Consider the following 15,776-nt stretch of genomic DNA (forward strand, 5'->3'; position numbering starts at 1 on the left):
ACCGGCCGCCGTCCATCCAGACGACAGGAGCTGGCACATGAAGATCGGCCTGATCGGCACCGGACGCATCGGAGCGTTCCACGCCGAGACCCTGAAGTCCGTCCCCGGCGTGGACAGCATCGTCGTCGCCGATGCCGACGCGGCCCGCGCACGCGTGCTCGCGGACACCCTCGGTACCGAGGCAGCCGAGACTCTCTCCCGGCTGTACGCGGGCGGCCTGGACGGCGTAGTGATCACCGCAGCGACGAGCGCGCACGCCGGACTGATCCACCAGGCCCTGGACGCCGAGGTACCGGTCTTCTGCGAGAAGCCGGTGGCATTGGACGTCGCGGGCACGCTCGACGTCGTGAAACGTTGCAGCGCCGCCGGCACCGTTCCCGTACAGATCGGTTTCCAGCGGCGTTTCGACCGCGGCTACCGGGCTGCCCGCGAGGCCCTGCGGTCCGGTGACCTCGGCTGGGTCCACACGCTCCGCGCCTGCACCAGCGACCAGTCGCCGCCGCCCGCGGCGTTCATCCCCTCCTCCGGTGGGCTCTTTCGCGACTGCAGCATCCACGACTTCGACATCCTGCGCTGGCTCACCGGCCGCGAAATCGTCTCCGTGTACGCGCTAGGCGCCAACCGCGGCGACCCCTTCTTCGCCGACGGCGACGACGTGGACACCTGCGCCGCCCTCCTGCGCTTCGACGACGACACGTTGGCCACGGTCACCGCGACCCGCTACAACGGCGCAGGACACGACGTCCGCCTGGAAGTGTGCGGCTCCAAGGGCGCGCGCATCGTCGGGCTCGACGACCGGGCCCCGCTGCCGAGCGCCGAACCGCACGTCTCCTGGCGGCAGTCCGCCCCGTACGCGACGTTCATGGAACGTTTCCGCGACGCGTACATCACCGAGCTGGCCGCCTTCGTCGACGTGGCCGCCGGCCGTACGGAGAGCCCGTGTTCGCCTGCCGAGGCCCTGGAGGCGCTGTACGTCGCCGAGGCGTGCGACCGCTCCCGCCGCTCCGGCGAACCGGTGAGAGTCGCGGATGTGCGCACCGCCGCGTAAGGCACAGAAGGCACAGAAGCCGCAGCGGAAGCGGGTGCGTACGACCCCGACGACGCGCGCTCCCTCGGAAAGCGCGGAGCGGAGCGGAAAGCCCGGGGTGAGCGGCGAGGCCGGAGAGCGCGCGGAGGCCGAAGCGGGCGAGGGAACCTGCCCCGCTCACCAGGACTCCGACGCCCCCTTCCGCGGACCTTCCGGAATCGGCGTCAACCCTTCCGCGCCCGCGCGCAGCCGCATGGCCACCAGCGGGAAGACCAGCACGGAAATCATCGCCGCCCCCACCATGGCCGCCGCCTCGCCGGCGTCGAGCACACCGCTGTCCTGACCGATCGTGGTGATCGCGACGACCAGGGGCAGCGCCGTCGACCCGTACAGCATCAGCGCGGCGCGGTCCTTGCGGCCCAGGTCGCGCGGCGCGAGCAGGACGAGCGGCAGTCCGCGTACGACGAGCAGCAGAACGAGGAAGAGCGGGAGCAGCAGGAGTGAGCGTCCGTTCTCGAACAGGGACGACAGGTCGAACTCGATTCCGGTGACGATGAAGAACAGCGGCACCAGGAAGCCGAACCCCATCGCCTCCAGTCGCCCGAGGATTTCCTGGCTGCTGTCCGGCGCGGCCTCGTGCAGGACGAGGCGCATGATGATCCCGGCCGCGAACGCGCCCAGCAGGATGTCCAGCCCGAACACCTGCGAGATGCCGAGCATCACGGCCAGCAGCAGAACGAACAGCCGGATGGCGAACTGGCCACTGCTGTGCAGCGTGCGGGCGATGATCCGGTAGAACCAAAGGGGGCTGGGCTTCAGAGCCCAGTAGACGGCACCGGCGGTCAACAGGGCGAAGGCGAAGAGCAGGATGGTCGATTCGCCGGGGTCACGTCCGCTGAGCAGCAGCGCCATCGCGATGATCGGCCCGAATTCGCCGACCGCACCGGTGGCCATCATCACCGATCCGAAGCGGGTTCCCAGGTCGCCGGAGTCGCGCAGTACGGGCAGGACGGTGCCGAGCGCCGTACTGGTGAGCGCGGTACCGACCACGATCGCCTTGGTGAAGTCGCCGGCGGCGAATCCGAGCGCGACGGCCAGGCCGAGCACGAGCGCGGCAATCCATGCGTAACCGGCGCGCTTGAGGGTGTCGCCGCGGACCTTGGCGAACTCGATCTCGTACCCGGCGATGAACATCAAGGTGGCCAGCCCGAGGTCGGAGAGGGCGTTGATGACCTCTCCGGAGTGCGCCCAGCCCAGGACGTCCGGGCCGATCAGGATGCCCAGCACGATCTCGAAGATGACCAGAGGTACGGGCAGCCAGCGGCCGAGACCGTACGCGAGGAGCGGAGCGGCCACGGCGATCGCCATGATCAATACGAGCGTTGCGGACTGCGACATAAGCCGCTTTTCTACCACAGAGGACAGAACGGTCTCACTCCGCAGGGCGACAGGCCGGACACCTCTTCCGACTCGTCGACCAATGCGCCCGTCCACCCCGCCATCGCGCACGGCGGACACGGCAGACACAGCAAGCACGTCAGGCCCGACGGATTCGACGGATACGGCGAACGCGGCGAATCCCGGGATACACCGGCATCCCGTTCCCCACCCCTCCATTGCCGCCCCTGGACGGCGCGACGACCGACACGCCGCAGCACCCGTTCAGCACTCGTCCGCAAGGAAGTCCGCTCGGGACCCGCCCCAGGACCACCCGCCTTCACACCCGGTGAAGCATCCCGGACCGTACGGGACCGCCGGAGCACCATGCAACCAGGCACCTCAACAGATCACCGAAGACCGCGCCACCCCTCCCCCCTGCCCCCATCGACACAAGCACACACCTGGCATCCATACCCCCTAGGGGTATAGAGTTGTGGCCGTCGGGAAGCACCGGGGACTCCCGGAACGTCGGAATTCCCGCGCCACACGTGCATGTCAGTGAAAACTTCGAGCACGGCGACCACACGCACCAAGGAGAAACCCATGACTGCCGAACAGACCAACGGTTCCTGCTGCTCCCCCGAGGGTTCCTGCAACTCCGGGGCCACCGACGTCCAGGTGGGCGATGTCACCACCACCTACAAGGTGAGCGGCATGACCTGCGGTCACTGCGAGGGCGCCGTCTCCGCCGAGATCTCCGAGATCCCGGGCGTGCACTCGGTGCAGGCGTCCGCCGCCACCGGCCTGGTGACCGTCGCCTCCAAGGCGCCGCTCGACGAGGCGGCCGTGCGCGCGGCGGTCGACGAGGCCGGCTACGAACTCGAAGGTCCGGCGGCCTGAGTCCGATGAGCGGTACGACCACGCAGGCGCGGGTCGAGCTCGCCATCGGCGGCATGACCTGCGCCTCGTGCGCGGCGCGCGTGGAGAAGAAGCTCAACCGGATGCCGGGCGTGAGCGCCACCGTCAACTTCGCCACCGAGAAGGCACGGGTCGAGTACGGCGACGAAGTCTCTGTCGACGATCTGATCGCGACAGTCGAGAAGACGGGCTACACCGCGCAGCGGCCCGCGCCCGCCGTATCCGCCAATCCGCCGGAGCCCTCCCCGGGCGGCACTTCCGGTCAGGGCGCCGCGGCCTCGTCCACCACGGAGGACGGATCCGGCTCGTTCAACGGCTCACACGACGGCTTTCACGACCGGGAACTGGCCGGGCTGCGCCAGCGGCTCATCATCTCCGCTGCGCTGGCCGTTCCCGTCGTCCTGCTGTCGATGGTCCCCTCGCTCCAGTTCCAGAACTGGCAGTGGCTGTGCCTGACGCTGGCCGCACCCGTCGTGGTCTGGGGCGCATACCCCTTCCACCGGGCCGCCTGGACGAACCTGCGGCACGGGGCCGCCACCATGGACACCCTGGTGTCTCTCGGGACGCTCACCGCCTTCGGCTGGTCCTTGTGGGCGCTGTTCTTCGGCGACGCGGGGATGCCCGGCATGCGGCACGGTTTCGACTTCACGGTGGTCCGCTCGGAGGGCTCCTCGGCCATCTACCTTGAGGCCGCGGCCGGGGTGACGGCGTTTCTGCTGCTCGGCCGCTACCTTGAGGCGCGTTCCAAGCGGAAGGCGGGCGCTGCGTTGCGTGCGCTGATGGAGCTGGGCGCGAAGGACGTGGTGGTACTGCGGGCCGGGCGCGAGGTGCGCGTCCCGGTGGAGCAGTTGGCCGTCGGCGACCGGTTCGTCGTACGTCCTGGAGAGAAGGTCGCCACGGACGGCACGGTCGTGGAGGGCTCTTCCGCCGTGGACGCTTCGATGCTGACCGGCGAATCGGCGCCGGTCGACGTGGCCCCCGGTGACAGCGTGACGGGTGCGACGGTGAACACCAGCGGCCGACTGGTGGTAGAAACCACCCGGGTGGGCAGTGACACGCGACTGGCGCGCATGGCGACTCTGGTCGAGGACGCGCAGAGCGGCAAGGCCGAGGCGCAACGGCTCGCCGACCGCGTCTCCGCTGTCTTCGTCCCTGTCGTGCTGCTGGTGGCGCTCGGCACTCTGGCCGGGTGGCTGTTGGCGACCGGCGATGCGACCGCGTCGTTCACGGCGGCCGTCGCCGTACTGATCATCGCCTGCCCCTGCGCTCTCGGCCTCGCGACGCCCACCGCCCTGATGGTCGGGACGGGCCGGGGCGCCCAGCTCGGCATCCTCATCAAAGGGCCCGAGGTCCTGGAGTCCACCCGCCGCATCGACACCGTCGTGCTGGACAAGACGGGCACGGTGACCACGGGACGGATGAGTCTGTACGAGGCCGTGCCGGCGCCGGGTGTCACGGAGGACGAGCTGTTGCGGCTGGCCGGGGCGCTGGAGCATTCCTCGGAACATCCCATCGCGCGCGCTGTCGCCGAGGGAGCGCGTGAGCGGCTGGGCACGCTCCCGGAGCCGGAACACTTCGAGAACGTGGCGGGTCTCGGTGTACGTGGCGTGGTGGAAAATCGTCGCGTCCTCGTCGGGCGCGAGCGGCTGCTGCGCGAGGACCCGGAAGGCGGGACGGCGTCCGGCACCCTTCCTGAGGCCCTGAGCGCCGCCAGGGACGCCGCCGAGACCGCGGGAAGGACCGCCGTGCTCGTCGCCTGGGACGGGCGGCCACGCGGCCTGCTGTCGGTCGCCGACACCGTCAAGGAGGGCAGTGCCGAGGCGGTACGCCGTCTGCGCGCGCTGGGGTTGTCGCCGGTACTGCTGACGGGCGACAACCAGGCGGTGGCCGACGCCGTGGCGGCCGAGGTGGACATCGACGAGGTGATCGCGGAGGTACTGCCCGAGGACAAGGTGGCGGTGGTCGAACGGCTCCGCGGCGAGGGCCGCAGCGTGGCGATGGTCGGCGACGGCGTCAACGACGCGGCCGCCCTGGCCGCCGCCGACCTCGGCCTGGCGATGGGAACCGGCACGGACGCGGCCATCGAGGCGGGGGACCTGACCCTCGTACGCGGCGACCTGCGGGTCGCGCCGGACGCCATCCGGCTGGCCCGCCGGACACTCGCCACGATCAAGGGAAACCTCTTCTGGGCCTTCGGCTACAACGTCGCGGCCATTCCGCTGGCGGCGGCCGGCCTGCTCAATCCGATGATCGCGGGGGCGGCGATGGCCTTCTCGTCGGTCTTCGTGGTCAGCAACAGCCTCCGGTTGCGGCACTTCCGCTGACGGATGCGCGCGGCGCGGACTTTTTTCGCCTTCACAACTTCCCTACAACTGACACAGCACCCATACGGAAGGGTCTCGATCTGCAGATCGAGGCCCTTGACCGCATTCGCCCAGTTATGGCAAGAGACCCAGATCACACCGCTTCGAACGTAACCATTGTGGGGGGTCGCGAGTCTAACCGTGCGGTGCAGGCACCTCGGCGGGGCCTGTACCGCAACGGCCAGGCTGGTCTTGGGGGACTTTGCCCGGCAACGCGTGGCCGGGGCGACGTGCCCGGGGAGCTTTGAGCGGCCCTCCCGTACGTGCGCGTCCCGGCAGATCGCGGGCACCACCCTGAAGCGCCCGGACGGATCCCGTGGGGGGAATCCGACCCGGGGAACAAGGGAAGCGCCCCGCGCTCCGGACCCGTGGGGGGATCTGGAGGCGGGGCGCTTTCTGCTGGACGGACCGGCCCGGGCCGCCACACGGGCGGCCGGCCGGTCAGCAGCTGTCCCGGCGGACGGAGTCGCTCAGCGCTCCTCGACCGGGACGAAGTCGCGCTCGACGACTCCGGTGTAGATCTGGCGCGGGCGGCCGATACGGGAACCCGGCTCCTTGATCATCTCGTGCCACTGGGCGATCCAGCCGGGCAGCCGGCCGAGCGCGAACAGCACGGTGAACATCTCGGTCGGGAAGCCCATGGCCCGGTAGATCAGACCGGTGTAGAAGTCCACGTTCGGGTAGAGCTTGCGCGAGACGAAGTAGTCGTCGGAGAGCGCGTGCTCCTCCAGCTTGAGCGCGATGTCCAGCAGCTCGTCGGACTTGCCGAGCGCCGAGAGGACGTCGTGCGCCGCCGCCTTGATGATCTTCGCCCGGGGGTCGAAGTTCTTGTAGACGCGGTGCCCGAAGCCCATGAGCTTCACGCCGTCTTCCTTGTTCTTCACCTTGCGGATGAAGGCGTCGACGTCACCGCCGTCGCGCTGGATGCCCTCCAGCATCTCCAGCACCGACTGGTTGGCGCCACCGTGCAGCGGGCCCCACAGCGCGTTGATGCCGGCCGAGATCGAGGCGAACAGGTTCGCCTGCGAGGAGCCGACCAGGCGCACGGTGGAGGTCGAGCAGTTCTGCTCGTGGTCCGCGTGCAGGATGAGCAGCTTGTCCAGAGCGCTGACCACGACCGGGTCGAGGTCGTACTCGGCGGCCGGCACCGAGAAGGTCATGCGCAGGAAGTTCTCGACGTAGCCGAGGTCGTTGCGCGGGTAGACCACCGGGTGGCCGACCGACTTCTTGTACGCGTACGCAGCGATCGTCGGGAGCTTGGCCAGCAGCCGGATCGTCGAGATGTGGCGCTGCCGCTCGTCGAACGGGTTGTGGCTGTCCTGGTAGAACGTCGACAGCGCGCTGACCACGGAGGACAGCATCGCCATCGGGTGGGCGTCCCGCGGGAAGCCGTCGAAGAACCGCTTGACGTCCTCGTGCAGCAGGGTGTGGTAGGTGATGTCCTGCTTGAAGGTCGCCAGCTGGTCGACGGTGGGCAGCTCACCGTTGATCAGCAGGTAGGCGGTCTCGACGAACGTGCTGCGCTCTGCGAGCTGCTCGATCGGGTAGCCGCGGTACCGAAGAACCCCGTTCTCACCGTCCAGATAGGTGATCGCGGATTTGTACGCGGCAGTGTTGCCGTAACCGGAATCCAGGGTCACCAGACCGGTCTGGGCGCGCAGCTTCGAGATGTCGAAGCCCTTGTCGCCGACGCTGCTGTCGACGACCGGGTAGCTGTATTCGCCGTCCCCGTAACGCAGTACTACAGAGTTGTCGCTCACGTCATCCCTCACCGACGTTGTGCCTCTTCTTCGAGGTGCCCTGACTGCCTATACCTTCCCCCATTTGGACCTTGGCTGTGCACTCGGGGTCGGCCATAGGGCCTGTGGGCGGCACTCAGTGCCGCTCCAGCTGCCCATCCTGCTCCCCTTCGCCCCGATTGGGGAAGAGGTGACCACGCACCGCACCGACGAGTCGGTGGCGCAGCGCGGTCCACCTTCGACCGGCGGACACGGTGCGTACAGCCTGCCCCAAAGCCTTGCGCGAGCCGACCAGCACCACCAGGTTCTTCGCCCGGGTGACGGCCGTGTAGAGCAGGTTCCGCTGCAGCATCATCCACGCGCCGGTGGTGACCGGAATCACCACCGCCGGATACTCACTGCCCTGGGAACGGTGGATGGTCACCGCGTAGGCGTGCGCCAGCTCGTCCAGCTCGTCGAAATCGTACGAGATCTCCTCGTCCTCGTCCGTGAGCACCGTCAGCCACTGCTCGTCCCGGTTGATCTTGGTGACGACACCGACCGTGCCGTTGAAGACGCCACTGTGCCCCTTCTCGTAGTTGTTGCGGATCTGCGTCACCTTGTCGCCCACCCGGAAGACCCGGCCTCCGGAACGCCGCTCCGGCGCTTCGGGCCGTGCCGGGGTGAGGGCCTGCTGGAGGAGGCCGTTCAGCGTGCCGGCACCGGCCGGGCCGCGGTGCATGGGGGTGAGCACCTGGACGTCCCGCCGCGGGTCCAGGCCGAACTTCGCGGGGATACGACGCGCGACCACGTCGACCGTGACCCGGCCGGCCTCCTCGGAGTCCTCCTCGACGAACAGGAAGAAGTCGTTCATCCCCTCGACGATCGGCAGGACGCCCTCGTTGATGCGGTGGGCGTTGGTGACCACGCCGGAGTGCTGGGCCTGGCGGAAGATCTGGGTCAGCCGTACGGCCGGGACCGGGCAGTTCTCGGCGAGCAGATCCCGCAGCACCTCACCCGCCCCCACCGAAGGAAGCTGGTCCACGTCGCCCACCAGGAGGAGGTGGGCACCCGGCGGCACCGCCTTGATGAGCTTGTTGGCGAGCAGCAGGTCGAGCATGGACGCCTCGTCGACCACCACCAGGTCGGCGTCGAGCGGCCGGTCCCGGTCGTACGCGGCGTCCCCGCCCGGCTTGAGCTCCAGCAGCCGGTGCACCGTGGACGCCTCGGCGCCGGTGAGCTCCGCCAGCCGCTTGGCGGCCCGGCCCGTGGGAGCCGCGAGCACCACCTTGGCCTTCTTCGCACGGGCCAGCTCGACGATCGAGCGGACCGTGAAGGACTTGCCGCAGCCGGGCCCACCGGTGAGCACGGAGACCTTCTCGGTGAGCGCCAGCCGTACGGCGGCCTCCTGCTCGGGCGCCAGCGAGGCTCCCGTACGGTTGGCCAGCCAGGCCAGCGCCCTGTCCCACGCCACGGTCCGGAACGACGGCATCCGGTCCTCCTGCGTCCGCAACAGCCGCAGGAGCTGCGCCGCGAGAGAGGTTTCGGCCCGGTGGAACGGGACGAGGTAGATGGCCTTTATGGGGCTGCCGCCCTCCGGCGACGGCACGGTCTCGCGGATCACTCCCTCCGGGTCGCCCGCCAGCTCCCCCAGACAGTCGATGACCAGCCCCGTGTCGACCTGGAGCAGCTTGACCGCCGCGGCGATCAGATCTTCCTCCGGGAGGTAGACGTGCCCTTGGTCGGTGGACTGCGAGAGCGCGTACTGCAGGCCCGACTTGACCCGGTCCGGGCTGTCGTGCGGGATGCCGACGGCCTGCGCGATGCGGTCGGCGGTCAGGAAGCCGATGCCCCAGACGTCGGCGGCGAGGCGGTAGGGCTGGTTCTTGACCACGGAGATCGAGGAGTCGCCGTACTTCTTGTAGATGCGCACCGCGATGGAGGTCGAGACGCCCACCCCCTGCAGGAAGATCATGACCTCCTTGATGGCCTTCTGCTCTTCCCAGGCGTCACCGATCATCTTCGTGCGTTTGGGGCCGAGCCCGGGCACCTCGACGAGGCGCTTGGGCTCCTTTTCGATGATGTCGAGGGTGTCGAGGCCGAAGTGTCCGGTGATGCGGTCGGCCATGACCGGCCCGATGCCCTTGATGAGGCCGGATCCGAGGTAGCGGCGTATGCCCTGGATCGTCGCGGGCAGGACCGTCGTGTAGTTCTCGACGGTGAACTGCCGTCCGTACTGCGGGTGGGAGGCCCAGCGGCCTTCCAGCCGCAGCGACTCCCCCGGCTGCGCGCCCAGCAGCGAACCGACGACAGTGAGGAGATCGCCGGAGCCGCCCGTGTCGACACGCGCGACCGTGTAACCGGTCTCCTCATTGGCGTAGGTGATCCGCTCCAGGACCCCTTCGACCACGGCTGGAATGAACATGAACCGACGGTACCGCCGAGGTCCGACATCGCGTTCGGGCCTGTGGATAACTCGGTCGGAAGGCTCTGTGGTGCGGCCCGACGACTGCTGTCCGGCGACTCCCACAACCGTCACGGACAACTTCGCCGCGCCGGATCGCCACCCGCGCCGAGACGCTTCGAGGGGCCCGGTCCGAAGACCGGGCCCCTCGATTCCCCCTCCGTGCGGCCCCCAGATCCCCCCTCGGATCCCCCCGGTTCCCTCTCCCCTCGGGAGCCTGACGACAAGTACGACCCGCCGGGCCCGGGAACGGTTGCACGGATCCGTTGAGTTATCTCATCGTTACCTGGCGTGCATGATGTGACGGGCGAACCGCTCGACGACTTCGGCCAGCACCTCCGTCCCCGGCCGCTCCCACAGCGCCGGATTGAAGATCTCCACTTCGACGGGCCCCCGGTAGCCGGCGGCGTCCACCTGCTCCCGGAACCAGCGCAGGTCCACCACGCCGTCCCCGAGTTGCCCCCGCCCGAGCAGTACGCCGGCGGGCAGTGGCGTCACCCAGTCGGCGAGCTGGAAGGCCGCGATACGGCCTCCGGCGCCCGCGCGGCCGATCTGCGAGCCGATCGTGTCGTCCCACCACAAGTGGTAGGTGTCCACGACCACGCCCACCTGCTCGGCCGGGAACCGTTCGGCCAGCGCCAGGGCTTGGGCGAGGGTGGACACGACGCAGCGGTCCGCCGCGTACATGGGATGGAGCGGTTCGAGCGCGAGGCGCACCCCTGCCTCGGCTGCGTGCGGGACGAGTTCGCCCAGTGCGTCGGCGACACGTTCACGGGCACCGTGCAGATCGCGGCTGCCCGGCGGCAGCCCGCCCGAGACGAGCACGAGGGTGCTGGTCCCGAGAGTGGCAGCTTCCTCGATGGCGGCCCGGTTGTCGGCCAGCGCTTCCGCGCGTTCCTTCGAGTCGAGGGCGGTGAAGAAACCACCGCGGCAAAGGCTGGTGACGGTCAGCCCCGCCTCCCGTACGAGCCGGGCGGCGGCGGCCACTCCGTATTCCTGCGCAGGAGCGCGCCAGAGACCGACGCCGCGTACTCCCGCTTTCACGCAGCCGTCGACGAGTTCGGGCAGGGACCATTGCTTGACGGTCTGCTGGTTGATGCTGAAGCGGGAGAGCAGAGCTTCGTCCGCTTCTTCCGAACGAGGCGGCAGGGCGCTGCTCATTCCGTACCTCCGTACACCGAGGCGAGTCGGCGCATACGGGCCGCCGCCAGCTCCGGGTCCGGGAACAGGTCCAAGGCGTCGGCCAGTTCGTACGCCCGCTTCAGGTGGGGCAGCGAACGTGCCGAGTGGAGGCCGCCGGCCATCGTGAAGTGCGCCTGGTGCCCCGCGAGCCAGGCGAGCAGGACGACGCCGGTCTTGTAGTAACGCGTCGGCGTCTGGAAAAGGTGGCGGGAGAGCGCGACGGTCGGGTCCAGCAGTTTGCGGAAGCCGGCGGTGTCGCCGCCGTCCAGAAGGCGTACGGCGTCAGCCGCCAGCGGAGCGAGCGGGTCGAAGATGCCGAGCAGCGCGTCACTGAAGCCGTGCGCGTCACCGGCGATCAGCTCGGGGTAGTGGAAATCGTCGCCCGTGTAGCAACGCACGCCCTCCGGGAGGCGCCGGCGCAGCTCGACTTCGCGGTCGGCGTCCAGCAACGACACCTTCACACCGTCCACCTTGGCGGGGTGCTCGGTAATGATCTGCAGAAACGTGTCGGTTGCCAGGTCCAGGTCCGGGCTGCCCCAGTAACCCTTTAGAGCGGGGTCGAACATCGGGCCGAGCCAGTGAAGGATCACCGGCGCGGCGGCCTGGCGCAGCAGATGCCCGTAGATTTCCACGTACGGTTCCGGTCCGGTGGCCGTCGCGGCGAGCTGCCGGGAAGCCATGACGACGGCTTGGGCGCCTGCCCCCTCCACGAGTGAGAGTTGCTCCTCATAGGCGGCACGGACATCAGCCAGGCTCGCTTCAGGCACGGTCAGTTGGTCCGTGCCGACTCCACAGGCGATACGCCCGCCCGTTGCCGCGGCTTCGGCGGCGGAGCGGCGGATCAGTTCGGCTGCCGAGGACCAGTCGAGGCCCATGCCGCGCTGCGCGGTGTCCATGGCTTCGGCGACGCCCAGGCCGTGCGACCAGAGGTGGCGGCGGAAGGCCAGGGTGGCGTCCCAGTCGATGACGGCAGGGCCTTCGGGCGTGGTGTCGGCGAAGGGGTCGGCTACCACATGGGCAGCGGCGAAGACGGTACGGGATGGGGTAGGAGGTGTGCCGGCCGTGGATGGCTCGCTGGATGCACCACTCCCCCGACCGCTCATCGCCCGAGCTCCGGTACGTCCAGGCGGCGGCCCTCCGCCGACGACTTCAGTCCCAGCTCGGCGAGCTGGACACCGCGCGCGCCCGCGGCCAGGTCCCAGCGCCAGGGTTCGTCCCGTACGACATGGCGCAGGAACAGTTCCCACTGCGCCTTGAAGCCGTTGTCGAATTCCGCGTTGTCCGGTACCTCCTGCCACTGTTCGCGGAACGGTTCGGTTGCCGGAATGTCGGGGTTCCAGACCGGCTTGGGAGTAGCGGCGCGGTGCTGAACGCGGCACTTCCGAAGCCCGGCGACGGCGGAGCCTTCCGTGCCGTCCACCTGGAACTCGACCAGTTCGTCGCGGTGAATCCGCACCGCCCACGAGGAGTTGATCTGCGCGACGATGCCGCCGTCCAGTTGGAAAATTCCGTACGCGGCGTCGTCCGCGGTGGCCTCGTACGGCTTGCCGTTCTCGTCCCAGCGACGCGGTACGTGGGTGGCGACCTGGGCCTGCACGGTGCGTACCCGGCCGAAGAGTTCGTGCAGGACGTACTCCCAGTGAGGGAACATGTCGGCCGCGATGCCGCCACCGTCCTCGGCCCGGTAGTTCCAGGACGGGCGCTGCGCCGACTGCCAGTCGCCTTCGAAGACCCAGTAGCCGAACTCACCCCGCACGGAGAGGATGCGCCCGAAGAACCCTCCTTCGACCAGGCGGCGCAGCTTGAGCAGGCCGGGCAGGAAGATCTTGTCCTGTACGACGCCGTGCTTGACGCCGGCCTCGTCGGCCAGGCGGACCAGTTCCAGCGCGCCATCGAGACTGGTGGCGGTGGGCTTCTCGCAGTACAGGTGCTTTCCGGCAGCAAGCGCTTTCTTTACGGATTCCTCGCGCGCGGCAGTGATCTGGGCGTCGAAGTAGATGTCGACGCTGTCGTCCGCGAGCACCGTGTCGAGATCGGTGCTCCAGTGCTCCAGGCCGTGGCGCTCGGCGAGCGCCCGCAGCTTGGGTCCGGCGCGGCCCACAAGAATGGGTTCCGGCCAGATCACCGTGCCGTCACCGAGATCCAGTCCGCCCTGTTCTCGCAGTGCGAGGAGGGATCGGACCAGGTGCTGGCGGTATCCCATGCGTCCGGTCACGCCGTTCATGGCGATGCGTACGGTCGTGCGTGTCACGGTCCGGCCCTTCCTTACGGAGCACTCCGCTCACGGGGCACGAGCGCGGTACCAGCGCCGACGCGCACGGCGGGCGGAGGACAGTGGTTGACGTTTCATGACGACGATGGCCAAGCCGACGGCGAGCGCGGGCCAGAAACGCGTAGTAAGCGCTTTCCATCGCCGGAGAAGCTAGCCTGCGGCACGAGGCAAGGACAAGAGGCACGACAGCGGGCGGGGCGATCGATGGCAGTGACACTGGCGGATGTTGCGGCGCGGGCGCGGGTTTCGACGGCGACCGTCTCGCGCGTACTGAACGGCAACTACCCGGTCGCCGAGAGCACCCGAGCGCGCGTGCTGCGCGCCGTGACGGACCTGGAGTACGTGGTCAACGGCCAGGCCAGCGCGCTGGCCGCCGCTACTTCGGATCTGGTGGGCATTCTCGTCAACGACATCGCCGACCCGTTCTTCGGAATCCTCGCCTCGGCCGTGCAATCCGAGGTGAGCGGTGGCTCGGGCACGCCGACGGCCGACGGAATGGGCACACGAACGGATGACGGCGGTGCGCGCCGTCACCCCGGTCCCCCGAACCAGATGGTGCGGATCGACGAAAAGCTGGCCGTCGTGTGCAACACCGGTGGCTGCCCGGAGCGAGAACTCACCTACCTGACGTTGCTCCAACGGCAACGCGCGTCCGCAGTCGTTCTGACCGGCGGCGTGGTGGAGGACGCCGATCACGCTGAGGCTGTCGCCGCGGCACTGACACGGCTCGCCGGTGCGGGTACGAGGGTGGTGTTGTGCGGACGCCCGCCTGTTACGCCAGGGGCAGGCGGCGGGCAGCGCCCTGAGGCCGGTCCGGCCCCGCAAACGCGCACCACCGTGGGACGCTCCCATGACCGTGCCGCCTCTCATGGCGGCCTTTTCGCCCCGCCGCCAGTCCCCCCGCAGCTCGTCACCCTTGCCTTCGACAATCGGGGTGGCGCCCGACGTCTGACCGAGCACCTGGTCTCGCTCGGCCATCGGAACATCGGATACGTCGCCGGGCCGCCCGGCCGTACCACTACCCGCCACCGCCTGGAGGGCCACCGGGCCGCCCTCGCCGCGCACGGCATCCCTGACCCGGCCCACCGCACCGTCCACGGCGCTTACGACCGCGCCGCCGGCTACGACGCCGCCCTGGAACTGCTGCGCCGTGACGCTTCCTTGACGGCCGTCGTCGCGGCCAACGACACCGCCGCTCTCGGAGTGTGCGCCGCGCTGCGCGACCGCGGCCTGCGGATACCCGGCGACATTTCCGTGGCGGGCTTCGACGATCTGCCGTTCAGCGCGGACGCGGCTCCGGCGCTCACCACCGTACGGCTGCCGCTTCAGGAGGCGGGCGCGCGGGCCGGGCGGTTGGCGATGGGGCGTGAGGCGTCGCCGCCGGGAGAAGTCGCGACGCTCCGCGGCGAGTTGATGGTGCGCGCGTCCACGTCCGTCCCATACTCTTGACGCAGTCAACCTTGACTGGGTCAACGGTAAGGCGGGATGCGCCATGTCAGCCCACGAGGTGCAGGAAATCCGCAGGTTCAACCACTTCTACACGAACCTCCTCGGCGCGCTCGACTACGGCCGCCACCTCTACACCCCGTTCACGCTCACCGAGGCCCGGGTCCTTTACGAGATCGCGCACACCCAGCAGGTTGACGCCGCCGACCTGCGCGCCTCGCTCTCCCTGGACGCGGGCTACCTCAGCAGGCTGCTCAGCAGGTTCGAGGAGAGCGGTCTGATCACCCGCGGCCCTTCCGAGCGGGACGGGCGGCGGCAGCGCATCATGCTCACCGAGGAGGGCCGTGCGACAGCGGACCTCCTGGAGGAACGTTCGTGCGACTCCGTGGGAACGCTCCTCAACCGACTTGCCCCCTGGGACCGGGCGCGCCTCGCGGAGTCGATGGCGACCATAAGAGAGCTGCTCGGCGACACGGCGGAGCGCCCGGAGCCCGTGCTGCGGCTGCGCGCCCCCGCGCCCGGCGACCTCGGCTGGATGGTGCAGCGCAATGCGGCCCTGTACGCGCGGGAGTACGGCTTCGACCTCGACTACGAGGCGTTGGTGGCCCGTATCGTCGCCGAATACGGCGAACATCGCGACGCGCGCTGGGACCGCGTCTGGATCGCCGATCTGGACGGCGAACGGGTGGGCGCCGTCATGTGCGTACGGGACGGTATCGACACGGTCATCGCCCCGGCGGACGAGACGCCTCCTCGAACGGCCCGGCTGCGGCTGCTCCTGGTCGAACCGGAAGCACGCGGGCGCGGCGTCGGCCAGGCTCTCGTGTCCGCGTGTGTCGGCTTCGCCCGCCAGGCCGGCTTCCGCGAACTGGTCCTGTGGACGAACTCCGTACTGAGCGCGGCGCGCGTCCTGTACGAGCGCGCGGGCTTCGAGCTGACCGCCGAGAAGCCGCATCACAGTTTCGGGCGGGACCTCGTCGGACAGGACTGGCGTTTGCCGCTCTGA

General features: G+C 69.3%; 11 protein-coding genes. 5 read left to right on the plus strand and 6 right to left on the minus strand.

The features are described from left to right. Positions 1-37: 37 nt before the first annotated feature. Complete coding sequence (locus AB0A97_RS05000; protein WP_361144487.1) at positions 38-1,048, plus strand: Gfo/Idh/MocA family oxidoreductase; 1,011 nt, start codon at positions 38-40, stop codon at positions 1,046-1,048. A gap of 156 nt (positions 1,049-1,204) precedes the next feature. Here the strand turns inward: AB0A97_RS05000 and AB0A97_RS05005 are convergent, their stop codons facing one another. Further along, positions 1,205-2,425 (minus strand): cation:proton antiporter, encoded by a 1,221-nt coding sequence (locus AB0A97_RS05005; RefSeq protein WP_361144490.1) that lies wholly within the window; start codon positions 2,423-2,425, stop codon positions 1,205-1,207. Between the two features lie 585 nt (positions 2,426-3,010). Between AB0A97_RS05005 and AB0A97_RS05010 the strand changes: the two genes are divergently transcribed. Both AB0A97_RS05010 and AB0A97_RS05015 read left to right on the plus strand, forming a co-directional pair. Then, positions 3,011-3,307, plus strand: coding sequence for a heavy-metal-associated domain-containing protein (locus AB0A97_RS05010; RefSeq protein ID WP_030018930.1), 297 nt, complete (start codon positions 3,011-3,013; stop codon positions 3,305-3,307). Between the two features lie 5 nt (positions 3,308-3,312). Beyond that, positions 3,313-5,649, plus strand: a complete 2,337-nt coding sequence (locus AB0A97_RS05015; protein ID WP_361144492.1) for a heavy metal translocating P-type ATPase — start codon at positions 3,313-3,315, stop codon at positions 5,647-5,649. A 509-nt stretch (positions 5,650-6,158) separates the two neighbouring features. Here the strand turns inward: AB0A97_RS05015 and AB0A97_RS05020 are convergent. From AB0A97_RS05020 to AB0A97_RS05040, 5 genes are all read right to left on the minus strand, one after another. Further along, a complete protein-coding gene (locus AB0A97_RS05020) occupies positions 6,159-7,448 on the minus strand; it encodes a citrate synthase (RefSeq protein WP_030018929.1) in 1,290 nt (429 codons plus the stop codon). Between the two features lie 115 nt (positions 7,449-7,563). After that, on the minus strand, positions 7,564-9,831 hold the full coding sequence (locus AB0A97_RS05025) for an ATP-dependent RecD-like DNA helicase (RefSeq protein ID WP_361144495.1): 2,268 nt from the start codon (positions 9,829-9,831) through the stop codon (positions 7,564-7,566). Between the two features lie 321 nt (positions 9,832-10,152). Next, positions 10,153-11,031 carry a sugar phosphate isomerase/epimerase family protein gene (locus AB0A97_RS05030; RefSeq protein ID WP_361144498.1) on the minus strand — a complete coding sequence of 293 codons (879 nt, stop codon included), beginning with the start codon at positions 11,029-11,031 and terminating at the stop codon, positions 10,153-10,155. Then, a complete protein-coding gene (locus AB0A97_RS05035) occupies positions 11,028-12,155 on the minus strand; it encodes a dihydrodipicolinate synthase family protein (RefSeq protein ID WP_361144501.1) in 1,128 nt (375 codons plus the stop codon). The genes AB0A97_RS05030 and AB0A97_RS05035 overlap by 4 nt, the downstream gene beginning before the upstream one ends. After that, positions 12,152-13,303, minus strand: a complete 1,152-nt coding sequence (locus AB0A97_RS05040; RefSeq protein WP_361144504.1) for a Gfo/Idh/MocA family oxidoreductase — start codon at positions 13,301-13,303, stop codon at positions 12,152-12,154. The genes AB0A97_RS05035 and AB0A97_RS05040 overlap by 4 nt, the downstream gene beginning before the upstream one ends. Before the next feature lie 225 nt (positions 13,304-13,528). Here AB0A97_RS05040 and AB0A97_RS05045 point away from each other — a divergent pair, with 225 nt between their 5' ends. Together AB0A97_RS05045 and AB0A97_RS05050 are read left to right on the plus strand one after the other, a co-directional pair. Continuing rightward, positions 13,529-14,773, plus strand: coding sequence for a LacI family DNA-binding transcriptional regulator (locus tag AB0A97_RS05045; protein WP_361145293.1), 1,245 nt, complete (start codon positions 13,529-13,531; stop codon positions 14,771-14,773). A gap of 43 nt (positions 14,774-14,816) precedes the next feature. Further along, complete coding sequence (locus AB0A97_RS05050) at positions 14,817-15,776, plus strand: bifunctional helix-turn-helix transcriptional regulator/GNAT family N-acetyltransferase (RefSeq protein ID WP_361144507.1); 960 nt, start codon at positions 14,817-14,819, stop codon at positions 15,774-15,776.

It is taken from the genome of Streptomyces sp. NPDC045470 (assembly GCF_040646595.1).
Lineage (GTDB): Bacteria > Actinomycetota > Actinomycetes > Streptomycetales > Streptomycetaceae > Streptomyces.

Bases quoted from the DNA above. Each gene is read 5' to 3' on its own strand.
- AB0A97_RS05045 (WP_361145293.1), top strand. From the start codon at position 13,529: ATGGCAGTGACACTGGCGGATGTTGCGGCGCGGGCGCGGGTTTCGACG.
- AB0A97_RS05050 (WP_361144507.1), top strand. From the start codon at position 14,817: ATGTCAGCCCACGAGGTGCAGGAAATCCGCAGGTTCAACCACTTCTAC.
- AB0A97_RS05030 (WP_361144498.1), bottom strand. From the start codon at position 11,031: ATGAGCAGCGCCCTGCCGCCTCGTTCGGAAGAAGCGGACGAAGCTCTG.
- AB0A97_RS05010 (WP_030018930.1), top strand. From the start codon at position 3,011: ATGACTGCCGAACAGACCAACGGTTCCTGCTGCTCCCCCGAGGGTTCC.
- AB0A97_RS05015 (WP_361144492.1), top strand. From the start codon at position 3,313: ATGAGCGGTACGACCACGCAGGCGCGGGTCGAGCTCGCCATCGGCGGC.
- AB0A97_RS05025 (WP_361144495.1), bottom strand. From the start codon at position 9,831: ATGTTCATTCCAGCCGTGGTCGAAGGGGTCCTGGAGCGGATCACCTAC.
- AB0A97_RS05005 (WP_361144490.1), bottom strand. From the start codon at position 2,425: ATGTCGCAGTCCGCAACGCTCGTATTGATCATGGCGATCGCCGTGGCC.
- AB0A97_RS05035 (WP_361144501.1), bottom strand. From the start codon at position 12,155: ATGAGCGGTCGGGGGAGTGGTGCATCCAGCGAGCCATCCACGGCCGGC.
- AB0A97_RS05000 (WP_361144487.1), top strand. From the start codon at position 38: ATGAAGATCGGCCTGATCGGCACCGGACGCATCGGAGCGTTCCACGCC.